24 protein-coding genes are annotated in these 26,209 nt (G+C 72.3%); 16 read left to right on the top strand and 8 right to left on the bottom strand.

The features are described 5' to 3' along the window. Positions 1 to 45: 45 nt before the first annotated feature. Together OG456_RS08845 and OG456_RS08840 are read right to left on the bottom strand one after the other, a co-directional pair. Positions 46 to 858 carry an ABC transporter permease gene (locus tag OG456_RS08845; RefSeq protein WP_266558908.1) on the bottom strand — a complete coding sequence of 271 codons (813 nt, stop codon included), beginning with the start codon at positions 856 to 858 and terminating at the stop codon, positions 46 to 48. Continuing rightward, on the bottom strand, positions 855 to 1,841 hold the full coding sequence (locus OG456_RS08840) for an ABC transporter ATP-binding protein (protein ID WP_266558906.1): 987 nt from the start codon (positions 1,839 to 1,841) through the stop codon (positions 855 to 857). Before OG456_RS08840 ends, OG456_RS08845 begins: the two co-directional genes overlap by 4 nt. Positions 1,842 to 2,128: 287 nt before the next feature. Between OG456_RS08840 and OG456_RS08835 the strand changes: the two genes are divergently transcribed. The 8 genes from OG456_RS08835 (at position 2,129) to OG456_RS08800 (ending at position 8,961) form a co-directional block, all read left to right on the top strand. Continuing rightward, positions 2,129 to 3,340, top strand: coding sequence for an FAD-dependent monooxygenase (locus OG456_RS08835; RefSeq protein ID WP_266558904.1), 1,212 nt, complete (start codon positions 2,129 to 2,131; stop codon positions 3,338 to 3,340). Positions 3,341 to 3,464: 124 nt separating this feature from the next. Further along, the gene (locus tag OG456_RS08830) at positions 3,465 to 3,860 is read left to right on the top strand and encodes a molybdopterin-binding protein (protein ID WP_266558902.1); all 396 of its coding nucleotides are present in this window, start codon (positions 3,465 to 3,467) and stop codon (positions 3,858 to 3,860) included. Between the two features lie 151 nt (positions 3,861 to 4,011). Continuing rightward, complete coding sequence (locus OG456_RS08825) at positions 4,012 to 4,812, top strand: ABC transporter ATP-binding protein (RefSeq protein WP_266558895.1); 801 nt, start codon at positions 4,012 to 4,014, stop codon at positions 4,810 to 4,812. Positions 4,813 to 4,815: 3 nt separating this feature from the next. After that, entirely contained in the window at positions 4,816 to 6,153 is a 1,338-nt protein-coding gene (locus tag OG456_RS08820) for an ABC transporter permease (protein ID WP_266558893.1), read from the top strand. 139 nt (positions 6,154 to 6,292) lie between these two features. Continuing rightward, entirely contained in the window at positions 6,293 to 6,679 is a 387-nt protein-coding gene (locus OG456_RS08815) for a cell division protein SepF (protein WP_266558891.1), read from the top strand. A gap of 159 nt (positions 6,680 to 6,838) precedes the next feature. Next, positions 6,839 to 7,990, top strand: coding sequence for an AAA family ATPase (locus OG456_RS08810; RefSeq protein WP_266558889.1), 1,152 nt, complete (start codon positions 6,839 to 6,841; stop codon positions 7,988 to 7,990). Then, a complete protein-coding gene (locus tag OG456_RS08805) occupies positions 7,987 to 8,310 on the top strand; it encodes a nucleotide pyrophosphohydrolase (RefSeq protein ID WP_266558887.1) in 324 nt (107 codons plus the stop codon). Before OG456_RS08810 ends, OG456_RS08805 begins: the two co-directional genes overlap by 4 nt. Positions 8,311 to 8,481: 171 nt before the next feature. Beyond that, positions 8,482 to 8,961 carry a DUF6099 family protein gene (locus OG456_RS08800; protein WP_266558885.1) on the top strand — a complete coding sequence of 160 codons (480 nt, stop codon included), beginning with the start codon at positions 8,482 to 8,484 and terminating at the stop codon, positions 8,959 to 8,961. Positions 8,962 to 9,037: 76 nt separating this feature from the next. Here OG456_RS08800 and OG456_RS08795 read toward each other — a convergent pair whose 3' ends face one another. Both OG456_RS08795 and OG456_RS08790 read right to left on the bottom strand, forming a co-directional pair. Next, positions 9,038 to 9,235: a hypothetical protein gene (locus tag OG456_RS08795; protein ID WP_266558883.1), complete on the bottom strand. Its 198-nt coding sequence runs from the start codon at positions 9,233 to 9,235 to the stop codon at positions 9,038 to 9,040. Positions 9,236 to 9,520: 285 nt separating this feature from the next. Further along, entirely contained in the window at positions 9,521 to 10,444 is a 924-nt protein-coding gene (locus tag OG456_RS08790; protein ID WP_266558881.1) for an LLM class F420-dependent oxidoreductase, read from the bottom strand. A 104-nt stretch (positions 10,445 to 10,548) separates the two neighbouring features. Here OG456_RS08790 and OG456_RS08785 point away from each other — a divergent pair, with 104 nt between their 5' ends. From OG456_RS08785 to argF, 4 genes are all read left to right on the top strand, one after another. Beyond that, positions 10,549 to 12,033: a 3' terminal RNA ribose 2'-O-methyltransferase Hen1 gene (locus tag OG456_RS08785; protein ID WP_266558879.1), complete on the top strand. Its 1,485-nt coding sequence runs from the start codon at positions 10,549 to 10,551 to the stop codon at positions 12,031 to 12,033. Next, positions 12,030 to 14,600 carry a polynucleotide kinase-phosphatase gene (locus OG456_RS08780; RefSeq protein WP_266558877.1) on the top strand — a complete coding sequence of 857 codons (2,571 nt, stop codon included), beginning with the start codon at positions 12,030 to 12,032 and terminating at the stop codon, positions 14,598 to 14,600. Before OG456_RS08785 ends, OG456_RS08780 begins: the two co-directional genes overlap by 4 nt. 75 nt (positions 14,601 to 14,675) lie before the next feature. Further along, a complete protein-coding gene (locus tag OG456_RS08775; protein ID WP_266558875.1) occupies positions 14,676 to 15,899 on the top strand; it encodes an arginine deiminase in 1,224 nt (407 codons plus the stop codon). A 145-nt stretch (positions 15,900 to 16,044) separates the two neighbouring features. Further along, positions 16,045 to 17,052: an ornithine carbamoyltransferase gene (argF, locus tag OG456_RS08770; RefSeq protein WP_266558873.1), complete on the top strand. Its 1,008-nt coding sequence runs from the start codon at positions 16,045 to 16,047 to the stop codon at positions 17,050 to 17,052. A 22-nt stretch (positions 17,053 to 17,074) separates the two neighbouring features. Here argF and OG456_RS08765 read toward each other — a convergent pair whose 3' ends face one another. Beyond that, the gene (locus OG456_RS08765) at positions 17,075 to 17,599 is read right to left on the bottom strand and encodes an ATP-binding protein (protein ID WP_266558871.1); all 525 of its coding nucleotides are present in this window, start codon (positions 17,597 to 17,599) and stop codon (positions 17,075 to 17,077) included. Between the two features lie 226 nt (positions 17,600 to 17,825). Here OG456_RS08765 and OG456_RS08760 point away from each other — a divergent pair, with 226 nt between their 5' ends. Together OG456_RS08760 and OG456_RS08755 are read left to right on the top strand one after the other, a co-directional pair. Next, positions 17,826 to 18,653, top strand: a complete 828-nt coding sequence (locus OG456_RS08760; RefSeq protein WP_266558869.1) for an enoyl-CoA hydratase family protein — start codon at positions 17,826 to 17,828, stop codon at positions 18,651 to 18,653. Between the two features lie 2 nt (positions 18,654 to 18,655). Next, positions 18,656 to 20,932 (top strand): bifunctional salicylyl-CoA 5-hydroxylase/oxidoreductase, encoded by a 2,277-nt coding sequence (locus OG456_RS08755; RefSeq protein WP_266558867.1) that lies wholly within the window; start codon positions 18,656 to 18,658, stop codon positions 20,930 to 20,932. Here the strand turns inward: OG456_RS08755 and OG456_RS08750 are convergent. After that, positions 20,916 to 21,737: a PaaX family transcriptional regulator C-terminal domain-containing protein gene (locus OG456_RS08750; RefSeq protein WP_266558865.1), complete on the bottom strand. Its 822-nt coding sequence runs from the start codon at positions 21,735 to 21,737 to the stop codon at positions 20,916 to 20,918. The genes OG456_RS08755 and OG456_RS08750 overlap by 17 nt on opposite strands. A 4-nt stretch (positions 21,738 to 21,741) precedes the next feature. Further along, on the bottom strand, positions 21,742 to 23,370 hold the full coding sequence (locus OG456_RS08745) for an AMP-binding protein (RefSeq protein ID WP_323136310.1): 1,629 nt from the start codon (positions 23,368 to 23,370) through the stop codon (positions 21,742 to 21,744). Positions 23,371 to 23,513: 143 nt separating this feature from the next. On the opposite strand from OG456_RS08745, the gene OG456_RS08740 reads away from it, so the two are divergent. Further along, entirely contained in the window at positions 23,514 to 24,644 is a 1,131-nt protein-coding gene (locus OG456_RS08740) for an acyl-CoA dehydrogenase family protein (protein ID WP_266558863.1), read from the top strand. After that, positions 24,641 to 25,045 (top strand): RidA family protein, encoded by a 405-nt coding sequence (locus OG456_RS08735; RefSeq protein WP_266558861.1) that lies wholly within the window; start codon positions 24,641 to 24,643, stop codon positions 25,043 to 25,045. The genes OG456_RS08740 and OG456_RS08735 overlap by 4 nt, the downstream gene beginning before the upstream one ends. Before the next feature lie 83 nt (positions 25,046 to 25,128). Here the strand turns inward: OG456_RS08735 and OG456_RS08730 are convergent, their stop codons facing one another. After that, positions 25,129 to 26,169, bottom strand: coding sequence for an NAD(P)-dependent alcohol dehydrogenase (locus OG456_RS08730; protein WP_266569124.1), 1,041 nt, complete (start codon positions 26,167 to 26,169; stop codon positions 25,129 to 25,131). Positions 26,170 to 26,209 lie beyond the last annotated feature (40 nt).

Raw genomic sequence — 26,209 nt, 5'->3', positions numbered from 1 at the left:
GCCTCCGAGGAGGCCCCCAAGAAGTGCGCGGAGTACGGCGCGTGGCTACTCCGGCCGCGGGTCCCAGCGGAAGCTGCGCACCGCGATCAGGGCGCCGATGACACCCCAGGCCGCGAGGACGGCGAGGTCGCGCCACTGGTAGCCGGAGTCCTGCGCGAACGGCGCCAGCATCGCGTCGTTGAACGGCTTCACCGGGAGCAGTCCGGCGATGTTGTTGAGGACCTCGGAGTGGATCGGGAAGTAGCTGCCCGAGATGAACACCAGCGGGAACTGGATGAACTGCACCACGGCGGGCGCCGCTTCCGAGTTCTTGATGAGCGAGGCGACGCCCACGCCCAGCGCGCAGAAGCTCGCCGCGCCGAGCACGAGGGTGAGCATGATCGCGCCCCAGTGCGTCGGCAGCGGCACGTCGTACAGCGAGCCGATACCGATGACGAGCGCGACGTCGACGACGCTCACGACGATGCAGTGCACGAGCAGGCCCGTGAAGTAGACCCAGGCCGGCAGCGGCGTCGCGTGCAGCCGCTTGAGCACCCCGGTCTGCCGGCGCATCGCGAGGACGATCGCCAACTGTCCGTAACAGGCGCCCAGTACGGACACCGCGGCGATGGTCGGCGTGTAGTACTGCATGCCGGACAGGCCGAAGAAGAACTTGTCGTCCGCGCTGCCGCTGAACACCGCGCCGAAGATCGCGATGATGACGATCGGCAGTACGAACGTGAACACCATCGACTGCGGGTTGCGCCAGAACGACAGCTGCTCGTAACGGATCTGGTGGCCGAGCAGCGCCAGCGGGCTCCGCTCGGTGCGCGCGGTGCGCCCGGCGCCGGCGGCCGTGGTCGGGGTCAGGGTGGTCATGAGCGGCTCCGTCCGGGTCGGCGCCCTCGCCGCGAGGACGGCCCGCGCCCGCGTTCGGAGGACGGTGAGGATGCTTCCTGTTCCGCGTACTTGCTGGTCAGGCCCAGATAGATGTCCTCGAGCGTGGGCTGCTCCACGGTCAGGCGCTCCAGCGGGGTGCCGCGCCGCAGCGCCCACTCGGTGAGCCGGTGCAGCGCTGCCGTCGGCTCGTCCGACTCCGCCGTGACGAGGCCCTCCTGCACATCGCTCACCTGCAGCGGCACGTCGGTGAGGGTCGCGCCGTGCGGCAGCAGGAAGCGGATCCGGGCCAGCGCGCTGTCCCGGCCGCCCAGTGTGTCGGGCGTGCCCGCGGCGACGATCTCGCCGCCCGCGATCACGGCGACCGAGTCGGCGAGCGCCTGCGCCTCGTCCATGTAGTGCGTGGTCAGGACGATGGTGGTGCCTGCGTCCCGGAGGTTCTTGACGACCTCCCAGGCGCCGCGCCGCGCGTTCGGGTCGAAGCCCGTCGTCGGCTCGTCGAGGAAGAGGAGTTGCGGGTTGCCGACGACGCCGAGCGCCAGGTCGAGCCGCCGCTTCTGCCCGCCGGACAGGTCCTTCACCTTCGCGCCGCGCTTCTCGTCGAGCCCGACCAGGTCGATGACCTCGTCGATGCCGCGGGGCGCGGGGTAGTAGCCGGCGTTGCGCGCGATCGTCTCGCGCACCGACAGATACGGCTCGACGGCGATGTCCTGGAGCACGAGCCCGATCTGCCCGCGCAGCCACTTGCCGTCCGCCTTCTTGCCCGGGTCGCGCCCGAGCACCTCGACGCTCCCGCCGTCCCGGCCGCGGAAGCCCTCGAGGATCTCCAGTGTGGTGGTCTTGCCCGCGCCGTTCGGTCCGAGCAGGGCGAAGATCTCCCCGTCCGAGACGGTGAAGTCGACGCCGCGTACGGCCTCGTGGTCCCCGTAGCGCTTGCGCAGGCCCTCCACGGCCACCGCGGTCACCGCGGTCCCTCCGCTTCCGTCACTGTGTGCCTCCCGGCGTCGTCAGATCTCGCTGTCACCTGGAAGTTAGGCCCGGCCAGGGGCCCTTGAGCCGCCGCGGCCCGGTTCCCATGACGGACGTCACGCAAGCGGCGACAGTTGTCAGGTCAGGGGGTGACGGCCGTTGCCGCGCGGGCCGGGAGCCGCCGATGCTCTGGGGGCGGCGAAGGGCGGGACCCGGGCCACCGGGTTCCTCGCACCGAGGCGCACATGGCCGGTAGACAGCGACGCGGAAGGCGGTCCCAGACGTGCGGTTCGGGGAAGTGGGCGAAGGGGAACGGCCGCGGATCACTGTGGTCGGCGCGGGCATCGGAGGCCTGGCACTGGCCGGCGCGCTGGCCGCGCACGACATGCCGTACGTGGTCTTCGAGCAGACCCGGCGTCTCGCGGAGGTGGGGGCGGGCGTCCAGCTCTCGCCGAACGCGATCAGGCCGCTGCTGCGCCTCGGCCTCGGCCCGGCGCTGCGCGAGCACGCCGTGCGCATCGAGGCGATGGAGGTACGCGGCTGGACTGGCCGCCCGATCGCCCGTACACCGCTCGGCGAGGACTGCGAGCGGATGTTCGGGGCGCCGTACTACGCGATCCATCGCGCGCATCTGCACGAGGCGCTGCTGTCGCTGGTCGACCGGGACAGCCTCCGACTCGGCCAACGCCTGCGCAGCGCCGATGAGTTGGGCGACGACGGTGCCCGTCTCACCTTCGAGGACGGCACCGTCCGCGACGCGGAGGTCGTCGTCGGCGCCGACGGCATCCACTCGACCGTCCGCGAGACGTTCCTGCGCGACGAGCCGGTCTTCGCGGGGCTCGGCATCTACCGGGGACTTGTCCCCGTGGACCGGCTCCCCGACGAGGCGCGCGCCGCCCTCGTGCGCCTCTGGCTCGGCCCCGGCGGGCACTTCGTCTGCTACCCGGTGTCCGGCGGCCGCCACCTCAGCTTCGCCGCGACCGTCCCCATGACGGACGCGCCGCCCGAGTCGTGGTCGGCGCCCGGCGACCCGGAGGAGCTGCGCCGCGCGTTCGGCTCCTGGACGGGCCTCGTCTCCGACATCGTCGAGGCCGTCGAGGTGACCCATCAGTGGGCGCTCCACGACCGGCCGCCGCTGCGGCAGTGGTCGAGCCGCCACATCACGCTTCTCGGCGACGCGGCGCACCCGATGCTGCCGTTCATGGCACAGGGCGCCAACCAGGCCATCGAGGACGCGATGGACCTGGCGGCCTGCCTCGCCGCCCCGACCGACGAGCCCACCGGATCCCGCCTCGCCCGTTACGAGTCCCTGCGCATCCCGCGCACGGCCGAGATCCAGCGCGGTTCGCGCGGCAACGCCGGCGTGCTGCACCTGCCCGACGGCCCGGCCCAGCGCCGCCGCGACGCGCAGATGGCGGTGCACGCCGCCCTGCGCGACCGGACGACGCTGTACGCCCACGAGACGGGACGCAGCGTGGTGCCTTCGGGGGTGTGACTTCCGGGGCGTGCGTATGGGGGTGCCTATGGGGGGACTTCGGAGGCGTGACTTCGGAGGTGTGCCTTTTCGAGGTGCGACGGGCCATGTGACGGGGCTTCGGCCGCCGTCTACTGTTCGGCGCATGCAGTCCTACACCATCGGGCAGGCGGCGCGTCTGCTCGGCGTCAGCCCCGACACGGCACGCCGCTGGGCCGACGCGGGCCGCGTCGCCACCCACCGCGACGAGGGCGGCCGACGCCTGATCCGCGGGCAGGACCTGGCCGCCTTCTCCATCGAGGTCGGCCAGTCGGGACCCGACTCGGAGGACGCCTCGTACACCTCCGCGCGCAACGCCTTCCCCGGCATCGTCACCGGCGTGAAGCTCGGCGACGTGGCGGCCCAGGTCGAGATCCAGGCGGGCCCGCACCGGCTCGTCTCGCTCCTGACCCGCGAGGCCGTCGAGGAGCTCGGCCTGGAAGTGGGCATGCAGGCCATCGCCCGCGTGAAGTCGACCAACGTGCACATCGACCTCACCTGACCCGGCCCACCGGGCACCCGGATGCGGGGGGTGTACGTAGCAACACCCGAGGTCCGGGCTGTACGCCCCGTGTGCCGGAAAGCCGCCGTCCCTAACGTCGTGGTCATGGCGCAGACAGCGCCGTGACGACGACGGTGGACGGGGAGAGACCATGTTCCGACGTACGGGCCGGGCGGGCGGCAGCGGACCGGCAGGGCACGGCGGCGAGGCCCTGCGCCTCGTCAAGGTCAGCAAGACCTACGGCGCCGGGGAGGGCGCCGAGAACGCCGTGACCGCACTCGACGACGTGACCCTGAGCCTGCGGAGCGGGACGTTCACCGCCGTGATGGGTCCCTCCGGCTCCGGCAAGTCCACGCTCCTGCAGTGCGCGGCCGGACTGGACCGGCCCGACAGCGGCATCGTGATGGTCGACGGCGAGGAGATGTCGGGCGGCACCGAGGCGGCCCTCACCAAGTTCCGCCGCCGCCGGATCGGCTTCGTCTTCCAGCAGTACAACCTGCTGCCGACGCTGACCGTCGCCCAGAACACCACCCTGCCGCTCAGGCTCGCCGGGCGGCGCGTGAACCGGGCCCGCGCCCAGGAGATCCTCACCCAGGTCGGCCTCGGCGACCGGCTCGGCCACCGCCCCGAGCAGCTCTCCGGCGGCCAGCGCCAGCGCGTCGCCATCGCCCGCGCCCTCGTCACCGAACCGAGCGTGATCTTCGCGGACGAACCGACCGGCGCCCTCGACACCCGCAGCGCGCGCGACGTCCTGCGCCTCCTCCAGGAAGCAGTGCGCCTGCACGGCAGGACCGTCGTCATGGTGACGCACGACCCGGTCGCCGCCTCGTACGCGGACTCCGTGCTCTTCCTCGCGGACGGCCGCCTCACGGGCGAGATGACCGCGCCCACCGCCGACGCCGTGGCCGAACGCCTCGCGCACCTCGGCGACACCACGCCGGCGGGGGTGTGAGCCGTGTTCGCACTCGCCCTGCGCTCCGTCCGGCTGCGCCCCGGCCGCCTCCTCGCGACGCTGCTGTCCGCCTTCCTCGGCGCGGCGGTCATCATGACGTTCAACTCGCTGCACGACACGGCGGGCGCCCCCGGCGTCGACCACGTCAGCGCGGATACCCTCACCACCGCGGCGAGCGTCGTCGGCGGCTACGGCACCCTCCTCGTGTTCTTCGCCGTCGCCTCCACCCTGACCGTCAACGTCCGCCAACGCGCCGACGAGATCACCCTCCTGCGCCACACCGGCGCCACCCCCGCCCAGATCAAGCGCATGATCGTCGGCGAGTCCGGCATCGTCGCCCTCGCCGGTTCGGTGCTCGCCGTCGGGCCCGCGATGCTCGGCGGCCACGCCCTGCTCGACGTGTTCAAGGACGGCGGCCAGGTCGCCGACGGCGTCGATCACGTCTTCGGTCCCATCGCCCTCGTGTCCGGTGTCGCGGTCACCCTGCTCGCCTCCGCCGGCGCCGCGTTCCTCGCGGTGCGGCGCGCCACGAGGAACGCCGCCGGAATGCGTCAAGGACGGGGCAGGGCACGGACGTTCACGGCCTGGGGCGCGCTCGCCGTCGGCGCCGCCGGTGTCCTGAGCACCTTCGCGATGAAGGCCACCGACGCGGCCCTCATGGCGGCGCCCGCCTACGGCGCGATCCTGCTCTCCGTAGGCTTCGCGCTCCTGTCCCCGGCCCTGCTACGGGCCCTCCTGGGCCGCGCCGAACCCCTGCTCACCGCACTCGCCGGCGCGAGCGGCTATCTGACGGTACGGAACATGCGGCAGCGCGCCGAGCAGCTCTCCGGCGTCCTGATGCCGCTGATCCTCTTCACCGGCATGGCCACGGCCACCCTCTACATGCAGGCCGTCGAGAACGACGCGATCAAGGCGTCCGGTCTCGCCAGGTCGGTCCAGGACAAGAACCTGGAGACCCTCAACTTCGTGGTCGTCGGCATCATCGTCGTCTTCGCCTGCGTGATGCTCGTCAACACCCTGTACGCGGCGACCTCCTACCGGGTCCGCGAGTTCGGGCAGCAGCGCCTCGCCGGTGCCACTCCGGGGCAGGTCCTCGGGACGGTCGCGGTCGAGAGCCTCGTGCTCACGGTGACGGGTGTGTTCTTCGGCACGGTCGCGGGCCTCGCGGGAATCGTGCCCTTCACCACCGTCCGCACCGACTCGATCCTGCCCGGCCAGGGCCTCGGGATCTGGTTCACGGTCGTGGCGTTGGCGGCCACGGCGACGTTCGTGACCAGTCTGGGCACGGCCCGCAGGACCCTGCGCGTCAGGGCCGTGGACGCCGTCGCGATCGCCGCCTGACACCGGATCCGCCCGCCCGGCACGGTCCGCGCCCGCCACCACGGCGGATGCGGACCGTGTCGCTGTTGGGCTGAACGGGTGAGTTGGCGTAAGAATGGCGGGTGCAGACAAAAGTACGAGCCCGGACGGGGTGGGGGCAGTGAACAGCCACGACGTCACTGACGAACAGTGGGAAGGGCTCGCCCAGGTCGTACCTCTGCGCGGCCGTAACGCATGGCCGTCGGCGGTCGACCACAGGGCCGTTCCCGAAGCGGAGACCGAGGCGCGGCGACGGTTCGTCGTGCTGCGGGTCAACGTGTTCGCGGACGCCCGCGAGGTCGCCGAGACCGTGATGACGGGCATCCCCGTGCTGCTCGACCTGAGCGGCGCCGAGTCCGATGTCGCCAAGCGCGTCCTGGACTTCAGCAGCGGCGTGATCCTCGGCCTCGGCTGCGGCATGCACCGCGTCGACCGCAATGTCTTCCTGCTCGCCCCTCCCGGCACCGAGGTGCAGGACTTCGTGGCAGGGGCCGTTCCCCGGGCCTAGGGTCTGTGGTTGGATCCGGCCGGACCAGCCCCCGCGAGCCCAGCCTCGTCCAGACGAGAGGCCCTGGTCACCCGGCCCAGGTACTCAGGTCCCCCGATCGTAGGAAGGTCCGCCCGGAGGAACGGTTCTCCGGGCGGAGTGCCGCCTACCGTCCGGGACATGACCTTGCTCGCGCGGGGCGGCGCGCCCCCGGCTCCCCAGGACCGGCCGACCCTCACCGAACTGCGGCTCTCCGCCTTCGCCGCGCACCGAGGCGCCGGCTTCCCGCTCGGCCCGCTGACCCTCTTCGCCGGGCCGAGCGGCAGCGGCAAGTCCAGCGCCCTGAAGGCCTACGAGGGTCTGGCCCGGCTCGGCGGCGGCGCGGCCCTCGACGAGGTGTTCCCCGACCCGTCCGCCTACGTCCCCGACCGGGCCCGGCCCGACGCGCAGCGACGCCGCGGCTTCCGCATCGGCTGCACCGTCACCGGGCCCGTCGGCCCGGTCCGCCTCGACCTCGCGATCCAGGCGGAGCCCGAATTGTGCATCGTCGGCGAGCGGTTGACCTGCGACGGCCGCACTCTCCTGGAGACCGCCCTGCGCGACCCCGGACGCCGCGTCGTCCAGGCCGCCTGGCACACGGCGGGGGCGACCCCCGTGACCCGCGCACCCCTGCCGGACGACCTGCTCGGCACGGCGCTCCTGCCGCTGCGCGTCGCGGGCAAGACGGAAGGCCAGCGGCTCGTCGTCGCCGCCGCCGAACAGGTCGTGGTCGCCCTGCGCTCCGTCTTCTCCTGCGACCCCCGGCCCGACCGCATGCGCCGCCCCGCCCCGGCCACCGCCGACCGCCTCCTGAGCGGCTGCGACAACCTCGCCGCCGTCCTGTGGCGCACACGCTCCGAGTGCGGCACCCGGCACGCGCTGCTCGTCGCCGCAGCCCGCGCCGGCTGCGCGGGACCCGTCGTCGACGTCCTGTCGGAGGACCTCGGCAACGGCACGGTACGGGCCGTGCTCGACCGTGGCGACGGACTGCGCACCCCTGTCGACCGGCTCGGGGACGGAGAGTTGAGGTACCTGGCGCTCACCCTGGTCCTGCTCACCGGCCCCCGGGTGCTCGCGGTCGACCCGGCGGCGGAGGTCCCCGAGGCGTACCAGACGCTCACCGTCCTCGCCGACGGCCTCGACCGCAGCCTCGACCCGCGGCAGCTGCGGGAGTTGACGGCGCTCGCGGTGCGGATGTGCGGGCGCGGGCACATCAGGCTTGCGGGGGCGGTCGGCGACGGGACGTGGGCGGCGCGGGAGCACGGCGCGGCGGTGGTAGACCTGGGGCCGTGACAGAACTTGATGTGGCGGGGCTGCAGCGCCGGCTGGCCCGATTCGCGGCGGCCAGGAACTGGGAGCAGTACCACACGCCGAAGAACCTGGTGGCCGCGCTGAGCGTGGAGGCGTCCGAACTGGTCGAGATCTTCCAGTGGTTGACCCCGGAGGAGTCGGCCGGCGTGATGACGGACCCGGACACGGCGCACCGGGTGCGCGACGAGGTCGCGGACGTCCTCGCGTATCTGCTGCAACTGTGCGAGGTGCTCGGGATCGACGCGCTGGCGGCCCTGTCGGCGAAGATCGACCGCAACGAGGAGCGGTTTCCGGTCCCTTGAGAGGGCTGAGACCGGCTGGAGGGGCCGCATGACCGGTCTTGTCACTCTATGGAGTCACGGAATTATCAACATTGGACTCCGTGTCCACAGATTTCGGTCGTCCTCTGGCTTTTCACCTCTCTTGCCCTCACTCTGGGTAGTGGGCAAGGGAGTTCGGGACGGGGGCGGCGCATGGACGCGGTGCGACTCATCAGGGCGAGCCGACGGGCCCTGGCGGAGAGCCAGGACGCGCCGGCCATCACGCGGGAGGCATGGCAGGCCCAGGCCCTCGCACAGGCCATGGGGAACAGGCTGGCGAGAGAGGGCCCGCCGGAGCTGAGGGGCGAGGCGCTCGGACTGAGCGAGGCGGGCGGCAGAGGCTGCTCGGGCTCGGCGATCCCGGTCATCGGGTCGGGCGGCATACGGGCGGCGCAGCTCACGGAGCTGCCGGAGGCGCACAAGGCGCTGATCGGTCTGGCCGCGCTGCTCGGCGAAGTGGGGATCGCCCTGGTGGGCATAGCCAGCGAGGCGGAGGAGGAGGGGGCCTACTGGCACTGCATGGACGTCATCGACGCCGCCGACGAATCACGGGACAGGGTCCTCGAGATAATCCGCCGGCTCGGGCTGCGCCGCGACACCATGTCGGAGTCGGAGCCGGACTCGGCGGCGTAGGGGCCGCCAGTCGGGGCGGCTGCGGCTGCGGGCTTCGGGGGCGCACCGGCATCGGTGCGACGCGCCCCCGGCGGGGTCAGAGGCGGTGGCCCCCGTCGGCGGACGGGGCGCCGGGTCCGGTGGACTGCTCAAGGTCGGCGTCGAGTTGCGACAGATCCGCGTTGAGCGCGGCCATCAGCTCTTCCATCTGCTGGAGCAGACCCTTGGGTGCGCCCTTCTGATCCGGCCCGGCCGGTTCGTGCACGACCTGCTCGGACATGGCTTCCTGGGACATGACGGCCTCCTCGGCCCTCGCCCTCCCCCGCGGGGGAGGGCGAGGTGACGCAGGCGTCGCCCGGCAGCGGCGGCCGCCGCCGGTGCGGGTGCCGGGCGGTCCGGCTCCGCCCGAGCCAACGATCACTCGCGTGGACGGGTCACTGGCGCGCGCCCCGGCCACGTGCCCGGTTGACGGATATTCACCCGGCAGGGGCGAGGCCGGAGCGGCGGGACCGGCGGAGCTGACGCTCGGCCGTGAAGTCGTGAATCCGTGAAGCTGCTCAGGAGCCAGGAGGTGCGTGGTCTAGGAAAGCCGGGGCATCACCTCGGTGGCGATCAGTTCCAGGTGGTCCAGGTCGTCCAGGTCGAGCATCTGGAGATACATCCGCTGCGAGCCGACGGCCTGGTACGCGGCGATCCGCTCGACGACCTCGGCCGGCGAGCCGGCGAGCCCGTTCGCCTTCAGCTCGTCCACATCACGGCCGATGGTGGCGGCGCGGCGCCTCACGTCGGCGTCGGTCCTGCCGACGCACGCGACCAGGGCGTTGGAGTAGACGAGGCTGTCGGCGCTCCGGCCGTGTTCCTCCGCCACCGCACGGACCCGCTTGAACTGCTGCTCCGTGTCGGTGAGCGACGCGAACGGGATGTTGAACTCGTCGGCGTACTGCGCGGCGAGCGCCGGGGTCCGCTTGGCGCCGTGCCCGCCGATCAGGACCGGCACCTTGTTCTGCGCCGGCTTCGGCAGCGCGGGGGAGTCCTTCAGCTGGTAATACGTGCCGTTGAAGTTGAAGCGTTCGCCCACGGGCGTGCTCCACAGGCCCGTGACGATGGCGAGTTGCTCCTCGAGGCGGCCGAACTTCTCCTTCGGGAAGGGGATGCCGTAAGCCTCGTGCTCCGCTCCGTACCAGCCGGAGCCGAGGCCCAACTCCACGCGTCCGCCCGACATCTGGTCGACCTGCGCGACCTGGATCGCGAGGACGCCCGGGAGCCGGAAGGTGCCGGCGGTCATCAGTGTGCCCAGGCGGATCCGCTTGGTCTCGCGGGCGAGGCCGGCCAGGGTGATCCAGGCATCGGTGGGGCCGGGGAGCCCGTCGGCGGAGCCCATGTGCAAGTAGTGGTCGGACCGGAAAAACGCTCCATAACTGAGGTCCTCAGCGGCCTTCGCCACGCGGAGAAGCGTCTCGTAGGTGGCGCCTTGCTGTGGTTCTGTGAATACTCGAAGATCCATCCAGCCATCATGCACCGGTCACTTCTGGTGACCTTTTAGAACCGCAGCGTCCCCGGGGAGAAATGCGTGGTCGGGGGCGGTACTGGCGGACCATACTCGGACGCGTGTTCCTGACGATCAGCACGACCGGCACCCCTGAACGCCCCGCGACCGACCTCGGATTTCTGCTGCACAAGCATCCCGGCAACGCGCAGGCGTTCTCCACCTCGCACGGAACCGCGCACGTCCTCTACCCGGAGGCGTCCGCGGAGCGCTGCACCGCGGCGCTGCTCCTGGAGGTGGATCCGGTCGCGCTCGTGCGCCGCGGCAAGGGCAAGGGTCGTGGCGGCGCCCCCGACGCGGCGCTCGCGCAGTATGTGAACGACCGGCCGTATGCCGCATCGTCCCTGCTCGCCGTGGCGATCGGCAATGTGTTCTCCAGCGCCCTGCGCGGACAGTGCAAGGCCATGCCCGAGCGGGCCGAGCAGCCGATGCCGCTGCGTATCGAGGTGCCCGCGGTGCCCGCGCGCGGCGGGGCGGCGCTGGTGCGCCGGCTCTTCGGGCCGCTCGGCTGGGCCACGGTGACGGCTGACCCGGTGGCGCTCGACGAGCAGTTCCCCGAGTGGGGCGACTCGCGCTATGTGCGTCTCGTCCTGGAGGGCGAGCTGCGCCTCGCCGAAGCGCTGCGGCATCTGTATGTGCTGCTGCCCGTGCTCGACGACGCCAAGCACTACTGGGTCTCGGCCGACGAGGTCGACAAGCTGCTCCGGGCGGGTGAGGGCTGGCTGCCCACGCACCCCGAGCAGAAGCTGATCACCAGCCGCTACCTCTCGCGACGCTGGGCGCTCACCCGCACCGCCATGGAGCGCCTGGAGCTGGTGCGGCTCGCCGACGCGGACGACACCGACGTGGAGGACATCGACAACGCGGTCGACGAGGCGACGGACACCGAGGAGCAGCCCGTACCGCTGGCCGTTCAGCGGCGCGACGCGATCACCGCCGCGCTCAGGGCCGCCGGGGCCGGGCGCGTGCTCGACCTGGGCTGCGGACAGGGCCAGTTGGTGCACGAGCTGCTCAAGGACGCCCGGTTCACCGAGGTCGTGGGAGTCGACGTGTCGATGCGGGCCCTGACGATCGCCGCCCGGCGCCTCGAGATCGACCGGATGGGAGAGCGCCAGGCCTCCCGCGTCACGCTCCTCCAGGGCTCGCTCGCGTACACCGACAAGCGGCTCAAGGGATACGACGCGGCGGTGCTCAGTGAGGTCATCGAGCACCTCGACCTGCCGCGGCTGCCCGCACTGGAGTACGCGGTGTTCGGCTCCGCGCGGCCGGGGACGGTCCTCGTGACGACACCGAACGTCGAGTACAACGTCCGCTGGGAGACCCTGCCCGCCGGACACGTCCGGCACGGCGACCACCGCTTCGAGTGGACCCGCGAGGAGTTCCGTACCTGGGCGCGCGCGGTGGCCGAACGGCACGGCTACGGCGTGGAGTTCGAGCCCGTGGGGCCCGACGACCCGGAGGTCGGGCCGCCCACGCAGATGGCCGTCTTCACCCTCACCGACCGGACCCTGACCGACCCGAGCCCGAAGGAGGCGAAGGCCGCATGACCACCACCGGTTCCCCCGCTCGTACGCTCCCCGTCACCGACCTGTCCCTCGTCGTCCTCGTCGGCGCCTCGGGGTCCGGCAAGTCGACGTTCGCGCGGCGGCACTTCAAGCCCACCGAGATCATCTCCAGCGACTTCTGCCGAGGGCTCGTCGCCGACGACGAGAACGACCAGAGCGCCAGCCGCGACGCGTTCGACGTGCTCCACTACATCGCGGGCAAGCGCCTCGCGGCCGGGCGGCTCACTGTCGTCGACGCGACCAACGTCCAGCAGGAGAGCCGCAAGCAGCTGGTCGACCTGGCACGGCAGTACGACGTGCTGCCCATCGCCATCGTCCTCGACATTCCCGAGGAGGTCTGCGCCGCGCGCAACGCGGAGCGCGCCGACCGCGCCGGCATGGCGCGCCGCGTCATCTCCCGGCACACCCGCGAACTGCGGCGCTCCCTGCGCCACTTGGAGCGCGAGGGCTTCCGCAAGGTGCACATCCTGCGCGGCGTCGAGGAGGCCGACAGCGCCGAGGTCGTACGCGAGAAGCGCTACAACGACCTCACGCACCTCACGGGTCCCTTCGACATCATCGGCGACATCCACGGCTGCGCCTCGGAGCTGGAGACGCTGCTCACCCGGCTCGGCTACGTGGACGGTGTGCACCCCGAGGGCCGTACGGCGGTCTTCGTCGGCGACCTCGTCGACCGGGGGCCCGACTCCCCGGGCGTCCTGCGGCGCGTCATGGCGATGGTCAAGTCAGGTCACGCGCTATGCGTGCCCGGGAACCACGAGAACAAGTTCGGCCGTTACCTCAAGGGCAGGAAGGTCCAGCACACGCACGGCCTCGCCGAGACCGTCGAGCAGTTCGCGGGTGAGAGCGAGGAGTTCACACAGGAGGTCGCCGAGTTCGTCGACGGCCTCGTCAGCCACTACGTCCTCGACGGGGGCAAGCTCGTCGTGTGCCACGCGGGCCTGCCCGAGAAGTACCACGGGCGCACGTCCGGGCGGGTGCGCTCGCACGCGCTGTACGGGGACACGACCGGCGAGACCGACGAGTTCGGCCTGCCGGTGCGCTACCCGTGGGCCGAGGACTACCGCGGCAGCGCGGCCGTCGTCTACGGCCACACACCGGTCCCGCAGGCCACGTGGCTCAACAACACCATCTGCCTCGACACCGGCGCCGTGTTCGGCGGCAAGCTGACCGCGCTGCGCTGGCCGGAGCGCGAACTGGTCGACGTACCCGCCGAGAAGGTCTGGTACGAGCCGTCGAGGCCGCTGCGGACCGAGGCGCCCGGCGAGCACGACGGGCGGCCGCTCGACCTCGCCGACGTGCACGGACGACGGTCCGTGGAGACGCGGCACGCCGGACGTGTCGCCGTGCGCGAGGAGAACGCGGCGGCGGCTCTCGAGGTCATGAGCCGCTTCGCCGTCGACCCGCGCCTGGTCCCGTACCTGCCGCCGACCATGGCGCCCACGGCGACCTCCGGCGCGGGAGCCCGCGGCGGAACCGCCGACGAACACTTCCTGGAGCACCCCGCCGAGGCCTTCGCCCAGTACGCCGCCGACGGAGTCGGGCGCGTCGTGTGCGAGGAGAAGCACATGGGCTCGCGGGCCGTGGCCCTGGTGTGCCGGGACGCGGACGTGGCCCGCGAGCGCTTCGGCGTCCCGGAGGGGCCCACCGGCGCGCTCTACACCCGTACCGGACGGTCCTTCTTCGCCGACGAGCAGGTCACCGAGGAGATCCTCGGCCGGGTGCGCGCCGCCGTCACGGACGCGGGGCTGTGGGACGAGCTCGACACGGACTGGCTGCTGCTCGACACCGAGCTGATGCCCTGGTCGCTCAAGGCGTCGGGCCTGCTGCGCTCGCAGTACGCCGCCGTGGGTGCCGCGTCCGGTGCCGTGTTCCCGGACGCCATCGCGGGTCTGGAAGCGGCGGCGGCGCGCGGTGTCGACGTGGGCGAACTGCTCGGCAGGCAGCGTGAACGGGCCGCCGACGCGGCCGCGTTCACGGACGCCTACCGGCGCTACTGCTGGACGACGGACGGTCTCGACGGGGTGCGGCTCGCGCCGTTCCAGATCCTGGCCGTGCAGGGCAGGTCGCTGGCCGCGCTGCCGCACGACGAGCAGCTCGCCCTCATCGACCGGATGGTCGAGCACGACGGCTCGGGGCTCCTGCAGACCACTCGGCGGCTCTTCGTGGACACCGGAGACGAGGCGTCCGTGAGCGCCGGTGTCGACTGGTGGCTGGAGATGACCGGGCGCGGCGGCGAGGGCATGGTCGTCAAGCCGGTCGAGGCGCTCACGCGCGACGGCAAGGGCCGGCTCGTACAGCCCGGAATCAAGTGCCGTGGCCGCGAGTACCTGCGGATCATCTACGGTCCCGAGTACACGCGCCCCGATCACCTGGAACGCCTGCGCGGCCGCTTCCTCGGGCACAAGCGCTCGCTCGCGATCCGCGAGTACGCGCTCGGTCTCGAGGCGCTGGACCGGCTCGCGGACGGGGAGCCGCTGTGGCGGGTCCACGAGGCGGTGTTCGCGGTCCTCGCGCTCGAGTCGGAGCCGGTCGACCCGAGGCTGTGAGAGCGCTGATGTGAGCCGCCACCCAGCTCCTTGATTGCACGGGCGCGGGCCGTCCGGCCGGGGAAGGATGGATCCATGGGATTCCACGTCGACTCCGAGGCCGGGCGGCTGCGCCGCGTCATCCTGCACCGCCCCGATCTGGAGCTCAAGCGGCTCACGCCGAGCAACAAGGACGCGTTGCTCTTCGACGATGTGCTGTGGGTGCGCCGCGCGCGGCAGGAGCACGACGGGTTCGCCGACGTGCTGCGCGACCGCGGCGTGACCGTGCACCTCTTCGGCGACCTGCTCACCGAGGCGCTCGCCATCGGGGACGCCAGAACCCTCGTCCTCGACCGGGTCTTCGACGAGAAGGAGTACGGGCCGCTCGCCACCGACCACCTCAGGGCCGCCTTCGAGACGATGCCGGCCACGGACCTGGCCGAGGCGCTGGTCGGCGGCATGACCAAGCGGGAGTTCCTCGACCGGCACCCCGAGCCGACGTCGGTCCGCTTCCACGCGATGGACCTCGACGACTTCCTGCTCGGCCCGCTGCCCAACCACCTGTTCACCCGCGACACCTCGGCCTGGATCTACGACGGCGTCTCCATCAACGCGATGCGCTGGCCCGCCCGGCAGCGCGAGACGGTCCACTTCGAGGCGATCTACCGGCACCATCCGCTGTTCCGCGACACGGGCTTCCACCTGTGGTCGCAGGGGCAGGCCGACTACCCGTCGACGATCGAGGGCGGCGACGTCCTGGTGATCGGGCAGGGCGCCGTACTCATCGGGATGAGCGAGCGCACCACCCCGCAGGCCGTCGAGATGCTGGCGCACAAGCTGTTCGCGGCGGGCTCCGCCCAGACGATCGTGGCCCTCGACATGCCGAAGCGGCGGGCGTTCATGCACCTCGACACCGTGATGACGATGGTCGACGGCGACACGTTCACGCAGTACGCGGGGCTCGGCATGCTCCGCTCGTACACCATCGAACCGGGCGTGGGGGAGCGGGAGCTGAAGGTCACCGACCATCCGCCGGAGCACATGCACCGGGCCATCGCGGCCGCGCTCGGCCTCAGCGAGATCCGGGTCCTGACCGCCACGCAGGACGTGCACGCGGCCGAGCGGGAGCAGTGGGACGACGGGTGCAACGTGCTGGCCGTGGAGCCGGGCGTGGTCGTCGCCTACGAGCGCAACGCGACGACGAACACCTATCTGCGCAAGCAGGGCATCGAGGTCATAGAGATCCTGGGCAGTGAGCTGGGGCGTGGGAGGGGCGGCCCGCGCTGCATGAGCTGCCCGGTCGAGAGGGACCCTGTATAGAGCGGTGGTCCTCGGAACATGGTGGTCCCCGAAAGATGTGGAGCGGTGGTCTCCGGACCTGATTCTGTATAGAAATGTGGAGCATCGTATAGACTTCCAGCATCTCTGATGCCCTAGCCCTTTACGCGTACCCCAGGAGCGCCCCATGGCGACAGTCCGTCCCGACCTCACCGGCCGCCACTTCCTCAAAGAGGTGGACTTCACCGCCGAGGAGTTCCGCGGCCTGATCGACCTCGCCGCCGAGCTGAAGGCGGCCAAGAAGGCGGGGACGGAGACGCGGCACCTCGCGGGCCGGAACATCGCGCTGATCTTCGAGAAGACCTCCACCCGTACGCGCTGCGCCTTCGAGGTCGCCGCGGCCGACCAGGGCGCTTCCACGACCTACCTGGACCCGTCCGGCTCGCAGATCGGCCACAAGGAGTCCGTGCGGGACACCGCCCGGGTCCTCGGCCGGATGTTCGACGCCATCGAGTACCGCGGGGACAGCCAGTCCGGCGTCGAGGAGCTCGCCGCGTACGCGGGCGTGCCGGTCTACAACGGCCTGACCGACGACTGGCACCCCACGCAGATGCTCGCCGACGTGCTCACGATGGTCGAGCACTGCGACAGGCCGCTCGACCGGATCGCCTTCGCCTACCTCGGTGACGCCCGCTTCAACATGGGGAACTCGTACCTGGTGACCGGCGCGCTGCTCGGCATGGACGTCCGCATAGTGGCGCCGCGTGAGTACTGGCCGGCCGAGGAGATCGTCGCGCAGGCCCGCAAGCTCGCCGAGACGAGCGGCGCCCGCATCACGCTCACCGAGGACATCCCCGAGGGCGTCGCGGGGGCCGACTTCGTGGTCACCGACGTCTGGGTCTCCATGGGGGAGCCCAAGGAGGTGTGGGCCGAACGCATAGCCGCTCTCGCGCCGTACGCCGTGACGATGGACGTCCTGCGCGCCACGGGGAACGCGGACGTCAAGTTCCTGCACTGCCTGCCGGCCTTCCACGACCTGGGCACCAAGGTCGGGCGTGAGATCCACGAGACGTACGGCCTGGACTCGCTGGAGGTCACGGACGAGGTCTTCGAGTCGGAGCACTCGGTCGTCTTCGACGAGGCCGAGAACCGGCTGCACACCATCAAGGCGATCATGGTCGCCACGCTGGCCTGACGCCCGCCCCGGCAGGCGCGTACTACTCCGGGCTCGTCCGCTGCGTCGGCACCGCGGGAAGGGTGAACCAGACCGCCTTGCCGGACGCGGTGGGGCGGTGTCCGCAGGACGAGCTCAGGGTGCGGATGAGCAGCAGCCCGCGCCCGTGCTCCTGCCACGGGTCCGGCTCCTCGGCCGGACCGGGCAGGGTCAGATCGCCGGGCGGTGCCGGGTCCCCGTCGTGCACCTCGACCTGACAGCCCGACGCCAGCAGCTCCACCACCAGCTCGACGGGACCCGCCCCCGCCGTGTGCTCGACGGCGTTCGCCACCAGCTCGGCCGTGAGCAGCTCCGCCGTGTCGCTGTCGAGCGAGGGCGACTCGATCTCCGTCAGTGCCGTGCGCACCAGGGCACGCGCGACCGGCACCGCGGCCGCGGTGTGCGGCAGCGCGATACGCCATGAGGTGGGGGCGGGCGGTGTGGGCACGGCGGGTCCGTTCAGGGTGCAGGTGTCCTGACAGGGGGTGACAGAGGCTGACAGCGGGGGAGCTGTCCTGCTTTCAACCATACGAATGGTAAGGCGTCGCTGGACAGAGCCGCCCGACGCCCTTTCTTCGGGACGTTCGTCACTTGTCTCATACGCGCTCCCTACCTGGGCTGAACGCCTGCTACCAGCATCGCGTATCGCGTACTCGTGACGGAAGTCACGAAGCGGTGATAACTTCATGGGGCGACGTGCCTGACACGGGCGCGCCGAACCGTCCGCCGCCCCCGCCCGAGGAGGCCGCACCGCCATGAGTCCCTTCACCGGCTCCGCGCCCCGCACCGACGACTGGCGGCATCTGAGGTACGCCGTCGACGACGGGGTCGCCACCGTCACCCTGGCCCGCCCCGACAAGCTCAACGCGCTCACCTTCGGCGCCTACGCCGACCTGCGCGACCTGCTCGCCGAGCTGTCCCGCGAGCGCTCCGTGCGCGCCCTCGTCCTGGCCGGCGAGGGCCGCGGATTCTGCTCCGGCGGTGACGTGGACGAGATCATCGGCGCCACCCTCGCCATGGACACCGCCCAGCTCCTCGACTTCAACCGGATGACCGGCCAGGTCGTACGGGCCGTGCGCGAGTGCCCCTTCCCGGTGATCGCCGCCGTGCACGGGGTCGCCGCGGGCGCGGGTGCCGTCCTCGCCCTCGCCGCCGACTTCCGCGTCGCCGACCCGAGCGCCCGCTTCGCGTTCCTCTTCACCCGGGTCGGCCTGTCCGGCGGCGACATGGGCGCCGCGTATCTGCTGCCCCGCGTCGTCGGCCTCGGCCACGCGACGCGTCTGCTCATGCTGGGCGAGCCGGTGCGCGCCCCCGAGGCCGAGCGCATCGGCCTGATCAGTGAGCTGACCGACGAGGGCCGGGTCGACGAGGCCGCGCAGGCCCTGGCCCGCCGCCTCGCCGAGGGTCCCGCCCTCGCGTACGCCCAGACCAAGGCCCTGCTCACCGCCGAACTCGACATGCCGCTGGCCGCCGCCGTCGAAATGGACGCCGCGACCCAGGCCCTCCTCATGAACGGCGAGGACTACGCCGAGTTCCACGCGGCCTTCACGGAGAAACGCGCGCCCAAGTGGCAGGGGCGGTGACCATGGGACCCCTGCGAGTGGCGGTCGTCGGCGGCGGACCCGGCGGCCTGTACGCCGCCGTCCTCCTCAAGCGGCTCGACCCGCGCCGCGACATCACGGTCTGGGAGCGCAACGCCCCCGACGACACCTTCGGCTTCGGCGTCGTCCTCTCCGACGAGACGCTCGGCGGCATCGAGCACGCCGACCCCGTCGTCCACGCCGCGCTCCAGGCGGAGTTCGTGCGCTGGGACGACATCGACGTCGTGCACCGCGGTACCCGCCACACCTCGGGCGGCCACGGCTTCGCCGCGCTCGGCCGCCGCAGGCTCCTCGAAATCCTCCACGAGCGCTGCCGGCAGCTCGGCGTGAACCTCCGCTTCCGCTCGGAGGCGCCATCGGCGGCGGACCTGGCCCGCGACCACGACCTGGTCGTCGCCGCCGACGGAGTGCACAGCGCGACCCGCGAGGCGCACGCCGACGCGTTCCGGCCGCACGTCGAGGAGCACCGCTGCCGCTACATCTGGCTCGCCGCCGACTTCGCCTTCGACGCGTTCCGCTTCGAGACCGCCGAGACCGAGCACGGCGTCATGCAGCTGCACGGGTACCCCTACACGGGGGGCGACAGCACCGTCATCGTCGAGATGCGCGAGGAGGTCTGGCGGGCGGCCGGGTTCGACGCGCTCGACGTGAGCGAGTCCGTCGAACGCTGCGCCAAGATCTTCACCGAGGCCCTGGGCGGCCGTGGCCTCAGGTCGAACAACTCCGCCTGGACCGCCTTCCGCACGGTCGTGAACGAGAAGTGGTCGCACGGGAACGTCGTCCTCGTCGGCGACGCCGCGCACACCGCGCACTTCTCCATCGGCTCCGGCACCAAACTCGCCGTCGAGGACGCCCTCGCGCTCGCCGCCTGCCTCCAGGAGCAGCCCACCACGGCCGAGGCGCTCGCCGCGTACGAGACGGAGCGGCGGCCCGTCGTCGCCTCCACCCAGCGCGCGGCCCGCGCCAGCCTGGAGTGGTTCGAGAACCTCGGCCTCTATCTCGACCAGCCCGCACGCCAGTTCGCGTTCAACCTCCTCACCCGCAGCCGCCGCGTCACGCACGACAACCTGCGCCTGCGCGACCCCCACTTCACCGAGGCCGTCGAACGCGACTTCGGCTGCCCGCCCGGCACACCCCCCATGTTCACGCCGCTGCGCCTGCGCGATCTGACCCTGCGCAACCGCGTCGTCGTCTCACCCATGGACATGTACTCGGCCCAGGCCGGCGTCCCCGGCGACTTCCACCTCGTCCACCTCGGCGCGCGGGCCCTCGGCGGCCCCGGACTCGTCATGACCGAGATGGTGTGCGTCAGCCCCGAGGGCCGCATCACCCCGGGCTGCGCCGGTCTCTACACGCCGGAACAGGCCACGGCCTGGCGCCGCATCACCGAGTTCGCGCACACCCAGGCCCCCGGCACCGCGGTCGGCGTCCAGCTCGGGCACTCCGGACGCAAGGGCTCCACGAAGCTGATGTGGGAAGGCATCGACGAACCGCTCCCCGACGGGAACTGGCCACTGGTCGCCGCGTCCCCCCTCCCGTACAAGCCGGGCAGCCAGACTCCGCACGAGCTGACGACCGGCGAACTCGCCGATGTCCGGGAGCAGTTCACGTCCGCCGCCCTGCTCGCCGCCGACGCCGGCTTCGACCTCCTCGAACTGCACTGCGCCCACGGCTATCTGCTGTCCGGCTTCCTCTCGCCGCTGAGCAATCACCGGACGGACGCGTACGGCGGCTCGCTCACGAACCGGCTGCGCTTCCCCCTCGAAGTGTTCGACGCCGTACGGGACGTGTGGCCCGGCGACCGGCCCATGACCGTCCGGATCTCCGCCACCGACTGGGCGGAGGGCGGCACGGACGCGAACGACGCCGTGGAGATCGCCCGCGCGTTCGCCGCGCACGGCGCCGACGCGATCGACGTGTCGACCGGACAGGTCGTCGCCGACGAGAAACCCGCGTACGGACGCTCCTATCAAGTGCCGTTCGCCGACCGGATCCGCAACGAGACCGGCATCCCGGTGATCTCGGTCGGCGCGATCTCCTCGTGGGACGACGTCAACTCGCTGATCCTGGCCGGGCGCACCGACCTGTGCGCCCTGGCCCGCCCCCACCTCTACGACCCGCACTGGACCCTGCACGCGGCGGCCGAACAGGGCTACGCGGGTCCCGGTGTCGCCTGGCCGAAGCAGTACGAGGCGGGCAGCCGGCCGCCCCAGACGGGACGGCTGGACGCTCCCAAGCCCCGGCTCACGCTGGGTGGTTGAGGGTGGTGAACGCCGTCCCCGCGTCCCGCAGCCGCTCGTGCAGTGCCCGGAACACGCTCGCCGACCGCGTGCCCGGCCACCGCGCCGGCAGCAGCCCGGCGGGCAGCCCCGGGTCCGCGTACGGCAGATGGCGCCAGGAGTCGAGGGCGAGGAGGTAGTCCCGGTACGCCTCCTCCGGCGCCGCGTCGCCGGGGGAGCGGGCCTGCCAGGCGGCGAGCACCGGCGCGTGCTCGTCGAGGAACGCCTCGTGCAGCGCGGCGAGACGGTCCAGGTCCCACCAGCGCGCGACCGCGTCGGCCGTCGCCGCGAAGCCCAGGTGCTCGCCGCGGAACAGATCGACGTACGGGGAGAGCCCGAGGCGTTCCAGGGTGTGCCGGGTCTCCTCGTGCAGGCCCGCCGGGGCGATCCACACGCCGGGCGCCGCCGAGCCGAAGCCGAGCCCGGCCAGCCTTGAGCGGAGGACGTGCCGTTTGGCGCGCTCGGCCTCCGGCACGGAGAACACGGCGAGCACCCAGCCGTCCGCCTCGCCGGCCGGCGACCCGTAGATGCGCCGGTCGCCGTCGTCGAGGAGCTGCCGCGCGGCCCGCGACAGCGCGTACCCGGCGGCGCCCGACCCCGTGCGCTCCGGCAGGAGCAGCCCGCGCCGCTTGAGACGGGACACGCAGGACCGCACGGCGGGCGCGTCGACGCCGACCGCGCCGAGGAGACGGATCAGCTCGGCGACGGGCACGGGGCCGGGAAAGCCGCGCCCGTAGGCGCCGTAGAGGGTGACGATCAGGGACCGGGGAGTGTGCAGCTCGGACACGTGGTCACTCTAGATCGCCGGCGGAGCGCAGCCGGAACCGCTGGAGCTTCCCGGTCGCCGTGCGCGGCAGGGCGTCCAGGAAGACGATCTCGCGCGGGCACTTGTACGGCACCAGCTCGGCCTTCACGAACGCCCGCAGCGCGTCCGGGTCCCGGCGGGCGCCCTCGCGCAGTACGACGTAGGCGACCGCGATCTGCCCGCGCTCGTCGTCGGGGCGGCCCACCACCGCGGTCTCCGCGACGTCGGGGTGCCGCAGCAGCGCGTCCTCGACCTCGGGGCCCGCGATGTTGTACCCCGCCGAAATGATCATGTCGTCGGCGCGGGCGACATACCGGAAGTAGCCGTCGGGCTCGCGGACATAGGTGTCCCCGGTGACGTTCCAGCCGCCGCGGACGTACGTCGCCTGCCGCTCGTCGGCGAGATAGCGGCAGCCGACCGGGCCGCGCACGGCGAGCAACCCCGGGTCCCCGTCCGGTACTTCGGACCCCGCGGCGTCGATCACGCGCGCCTGCCATCCGGGCACGGGCACGCCCGTCGTCCCGGGGCGGATCGCGTCGTCGGCGGCGGAGATGAAGATGTGCAGAAGTTCCGTGGCGCCGATGCCGTTGATGATGCGGATCCCCGTCGCCTCGTGCCAGGCCCGCCAGGTCGCGGCCGGCAGGTTCTCGCCCGCGGAGACGCACCGCCGCAGCGACGAGAGAGCGCGCCCGTCGGTGCCGTCGAGGAGCGCTCGGTACGCGGTCGGCGCGGTGAACAGGACGGACACCCCGTGCTCGGCGATCGCGGGCAGCAGCTGCCTCGGCCCCGCCTGTTCGAGCAGCAGCGACGAGGCGCCGGCCCGCAGCGGGAAGATGACGAGCCCGCCCAGCCCGAACGTGAAACCGAGCGGCGGGCTCCCCGCGAACACGTCGTCCGGCGTCGGCCGCAGGACATGGAGCGCGAACGTGTCCGCGATGGCCAGGACGTCCCGGTGGAAGTGCATGCAGCCCTTGGGGCGCCCGGTCGTGCCCGACGTGAACGCGATCAGGGCGACGTCGTCGGCGGCGGTCGCCACGGCCTCGTACGTCTCGGGCAGTCCGGAGCCGCGCCTGAGGAGGTCGTCGGGCCCTTCGCCGCCGAACGGCGTGACGCGCAGCCCGGGGGCCTCGGCCTTCACCAGGTCGTCCATGGTCCTGGCATCGCACAGCGCGTGCGTGACCCGGGCTATGGAGCAGATCGTCGCCAGCTCCTGCGCCCGCGCCTGCGCGAGCACGGTGACGGCGACCGCGCCCGCCTTCATCACGGCCAGCCAACAGGCCGCGAGCCACGGCGTGGTGGGGCCGCGCAGCAGCACCCGGTTCCCCGGCCGCACGCCCAGCTCGCCGCTGAGCAGATGCGCGATCCGGTCGACGCGGCGCAGCAGCTCCCCGTATGTCCACACCTCCCCGTCGCCCGTGCGGAACGCGGGACGGTCGGGGCCGAACCGTTCGACGGTGCGGTCGAGCAGCTCGGCCCCGCAGTTCAGCTGCTGCGGATAGCGCAGTTCGGGGAGGTCGAAGACGAGGTCGGGCCAGAGTTCGGGCGGCGGGAGATGGTCGCGCGCGAAGGTGTCGACGTGGGCCGACGTGTGCTGCTGTGGCGGAGCGTCTGTCATGGCCGTGCGCCCCCTAGGAACGAAAGACCCTGCTTGTGGTGGGCTCGCGGAACGAGCGTATCGTGATGGTGACGACAGTCAACGGTCCGCGATACCGTGACGGGGCCGGCCCGAGCCGCCGGCGAACCGGGAGGCGCCGACAGATGACCGCAAAGTCCGCAGCTCCGTCATTCTCGCTCGACCCAGCGCAGACCGCCTGGTGTGCCGAGCTGCGCGCGCTCTCCGCCGAGCGGCTCGCGCCCCTCGCCGAGAAGGGTGAACCGGGGAAGGTGAACCGGCCGCTCGTCGCCGAGCTCGGCCGGCTCGGCCTCCTGGAGCGGCTGTTCCGCTCCGGGGCCCTCGACCTGTGCCTGATGCGCGAGTCCCTCGCCCGCGCCTGCACGGAGGCCGAGACCGCGCTAGCCCTCCAGGGGCTGGGCGCGCACCCCGTGCACGCGTACGGCACCGACGCCCAGCGCGCACACTGGCTGCCGCGCGTCAGTGACGGCACCGCCGTCGCGGCCTTCGCGCTCAGCGAGCCGGGCGCCGGCTCCGACGCCGCGGCCCTCGCGCTGCGCGCCGAGCCCGACGGCACCGGAGGCTGGTGCCTCGTCGGCGAGAAGACCTGGATCTCGAACGCCCCCGAGGCCGACTTCTACACCGTCTTCGCCCGTACGGCCCCGGACACCGGAGCGCGCGGAGTCACCGCGTTCCTGGTCCCCGCCGACCGCCCCGGACTCACCGGCACCCCCCTCGACATGCTGTCCCCGCACCCCATCGGCTCCCTCGACTTCGACGCGGTCCCGGTCACCGCCGACGACGTGCTCGGCGAACCGGACCGCGGCTTCCGCGTCGCCATGACCACCCTGAACCTCTTCCGCCCGAGCGTCGGCGCCTTCGCCGTCGGCATGGCGCAGGCCGCCCTCGACGCGACGCTCGCCCACACCGCCCGGCGCGACGCGTTCGGCGGCAAGCTGAAGGACCTCCAGACGGTCGCGCACCAGGTGGCCGATCTCGCCCTGCGCACCGAGGCGGCCCGCCTCATGGTCTACGCGGCCGCGGCGGCGTACGACGCGGGAGCCCCCGACGTGCCGCAGCGCGCCGCGATGGCGAAGCTCCTCGCCACCGAGACCGCCCAGCACGTCGTCGACACCGCCGTCCAGCTGCACGGCGCCCGCGCCCTGCAACGCGGCCACCTCCTCGAACACCTCTACCGCGAGGTGCGGGCCCCCCGCATCTACGAAGGGGCCAGCGAGGTCCAACGCGCCATCATCGCAAAGGAGTTGTACGCGTGAGCGGCATCGAGCGGATCAATCCACCCGAACTCTCCCCGCCCACCGGCTTCTCGCACGCCGTCACCGCCACCGGCGGCCGCCTCGTCTTCCTCGCCGGCCAGACCGCCCTCGACGCGGACGGCAAGATCACCGGAGACACGCTCCCGGAGCAGTTCGAGCGGGCCCTGACCAACCTCCTCACGGCCCTGCGCCACGCGGGAGGCACCCCCGACACCCTCGCCCGCGTCACCGTCTACGCCACCGACATCGCCGACTACCGCACCCACGCCCGCGAACTCGGGCGGATCTGGCGCGAGTCGGCGGGCCGCGACTACCCGGCGATGGCGGTGATCGGCACGACCCGGCTGTGGGACGAGCAGGCTCTGGTGGAACTGGACGGCCTGGCGGTCCTGCCCCACTAGGGCGGGGTCCGCCGGTGCCGGCCGGTGAGCCCCGGCACGGAGCCCGAGGAGCATGCCCGCACCCCGATGTGAGGGGCCGGCCGCTACTCCTGCGGCAGGATCACCGCGCGTCCGCGCACGGCCCCGTCGTGCAGCCGCTGGTAGGCGGTGGGCGCGTCGTCGATGCCGTACGTCTCCACGTGCACGGAGATGACCCCGGACCGCGCCAGGTCGAGCACCTCCATCAGCTCGCCGCGGCTGCCCCAGTACGGCGCCGTCACCGACGCCTCGTACGGCGTGGTGCCGAAGCCGACCGCGAGACTGCCGCCGCCGAGGCCGACGATGGTGACATCGCCCTCGGCCGCCACACAGCCGCCCGCCGTCGCCACCGTCGGCGTGGCCCCGACGAAGTCGAAGACCGCCTCGGCGCCCTTGCCGCCGGTCAACTCCCTGACGACAGCCACGGATTCGCCGTCCGACAGGATCGCCTCATGGGCGCCCACCTCGCGGGCGAGCGCCAGTTTCTCCTCGTTCACGTCGAGCGCGATCACCCAGGCCGGGGACAGCGCGCGCAGGAGCTGGATCGCGACGTGCCCGAGCCCGCCCGTGCCGATCACGACGGCCGTCGACCCCGGCACCAGCTTCGGCAACGACCGCTTGATCGCGTGGTACGGCGTCAGGCCGGCGTCGGTCAGCGGCACCGCCTGCACCGGGTCGAGGGCGCCGAGCGGCACGAGATGACGGGGGCTGTCCACGATCATGTACTCGGCCATGGCGCCGGGCGCGCCGAGGCCGGGCGGGTAGATGCCGAGTTCCTTGGCGCGCAGACAGTAATTCTCCTTGCCTTCCGCGCACTTGGCGCAGGTGCCGCAGCCCCACGGCCCGTAGACGGCGACCGCGTCGCCGACCTCGACGGCCACCACCCCGTCACCCACCGTCGCGACCGTGCCGACGCCCTCGTGGCCGAGCGTGAGCGGCAGCGGGAAGCCCAGCTGATCGGCGGGCCAGCTCATCACGGCGATGTCGGAGTGGCAGACACCGGCCGCCGTCATCCGCAGCAGCACCTGGCCGGGACCGGGGGCGGGCACGGGGATCTGCACGACTTCGGGAGCGGCACCCACCGTGCGGTACTGGACGGCCTTCATCAGCTCGGTCATCGTGCGTTCCTCCCGGGAGCGGTGCGGG

It is taken from the genome of Streptomyces sp. NBC_01446, assembly GCF_026340095.1.
Taxonomy (GTDB): domain Bacteria; phylum Actinomycetota; class Actinomycetes; order Streptomycetales; family Streptomycetaceae; genus Streptomyces; species Streptomyces aureus.
Note: the sequence above shows the minus strand (reverse complement) of the source record. Positions and strands in the feature narration are given on the sequence as shown.

Excerpts from the sequence above, each read along its gene's own strand:
- OG456_RS08780 (WP_266558877.1), top strand. The coding sequence starts at position 12,030 with ATGACCACCACCGGTTCCCCCGCTCGTACGCTCCCCGTCACCGACCTG.
- OG456_RS08775 (WP_266558875.1), top strand. The coding sequence starts at position 14,676 with ATGGGATTCCACGTCGACTCCGAGGCCGGGCGGCTGCGCCGCGTCATC.
- OG456_RS08810 (WP_266558889.1), top strand. The coding sequence starts at position 6,839 with ATGACCTTGCTCGCGCGGGGCGGCGCGCCCCCGGCTCCCCAGGACCGG.
- OG456_RS08765 (WP_266558871.1), bottom strand. The coding sequence starts at position 17,599 with ATGGTTGAAAGCAGGACAGCTCCCCCGCTGTCAGCCTCTGTCACCCCC.
- OG456_RS08730 (WP_266569124.1), bottom strand. The coding sequence starts at position 26,169 with ATGAAGGCCGTCCAGTACCGCACGGTGGGTGCCGCTCCCGAAGTCGTG.
- OG456_RS08755 (WP_266558867.1), top strand. The coding sequence starts at position 18,656 with ATGGGACCCCTGCGAGTGGCGGTCGTCGGCGGCGGACCCGGCGGCCTG.
- OG456_RS08740 (WP_266558863.1), top strand. The coding sequence starts at position 23,514 with ATGACCGCAAAGTCCGCAGCTCCGTCATTCTCGCTCGACCCAGCGCAG.
- OG456_RS08825 (WP_266558895.1), top strand. The coding sequence starts at position 4,012 with ATGTTCCGACGTACGGGCCGGGCGGGCGGCAGCGGACCGGCAGGGCAC.
- OG456_RS08745 (WP_323136310.1), bottom strand. The coding sequence starts at position 23,370 with ATGACAGACGCTCCGCCACAGCAGCACACGTCGGCCCACGTCGACACC.
- OG456_RS08845 (WP_266558908.1), bottom strand. The coding sequence starts at position 858 with ATGACCACCCTGACCCCGACCACGGCCGCCGGCGCCGGGCGCACCGCG.
- OG456_RS08795 (WP_266558883.1), bottom strand. The coding sequence starts at position 9,235 with ATGTCCCAGGAAGCCATGTCCGAGCAGGTCGTGCACGAACCGGCCGGG.
- argF (WP_266558873.1), top strand. The coding sequence starts at position 16,045 with ATGGCGACAGTCCGTCCCGACCTCACCGGCCGCCACTTCCTCAAAGAG.
- OG456_RS08830 (WP_266558902.1), top strand. The coding sequence starts at position 3,465 with ATGCAGTCCTACACCATCGGGCAGGCGGCGCGTCTGCTCGGCGTCAGC.
- OG456_RS08800 (WP_266558885.1), top strand. The coding sequence starts at position 8,482 with ATGGACGCGGTGCGACTCATCAGGGCGAGCCGACGGGCCCTGGCGGAG.
- OG456_RS08760 (WP_266558869.1), top strand. The coding sequence starts at position 17,826 with ATGAGTCCCTTCACCGGCTCCGCGCCCCGCACCGACGACTGGCGGCAT.
- OG456_RS08790 (WP_266558881.1), bottom strand. The coding sequence starts at position 10,444 with ATGGATCTTCGAGTATTCACAGAACCACAGCAAGGCGCCACCTACGAG.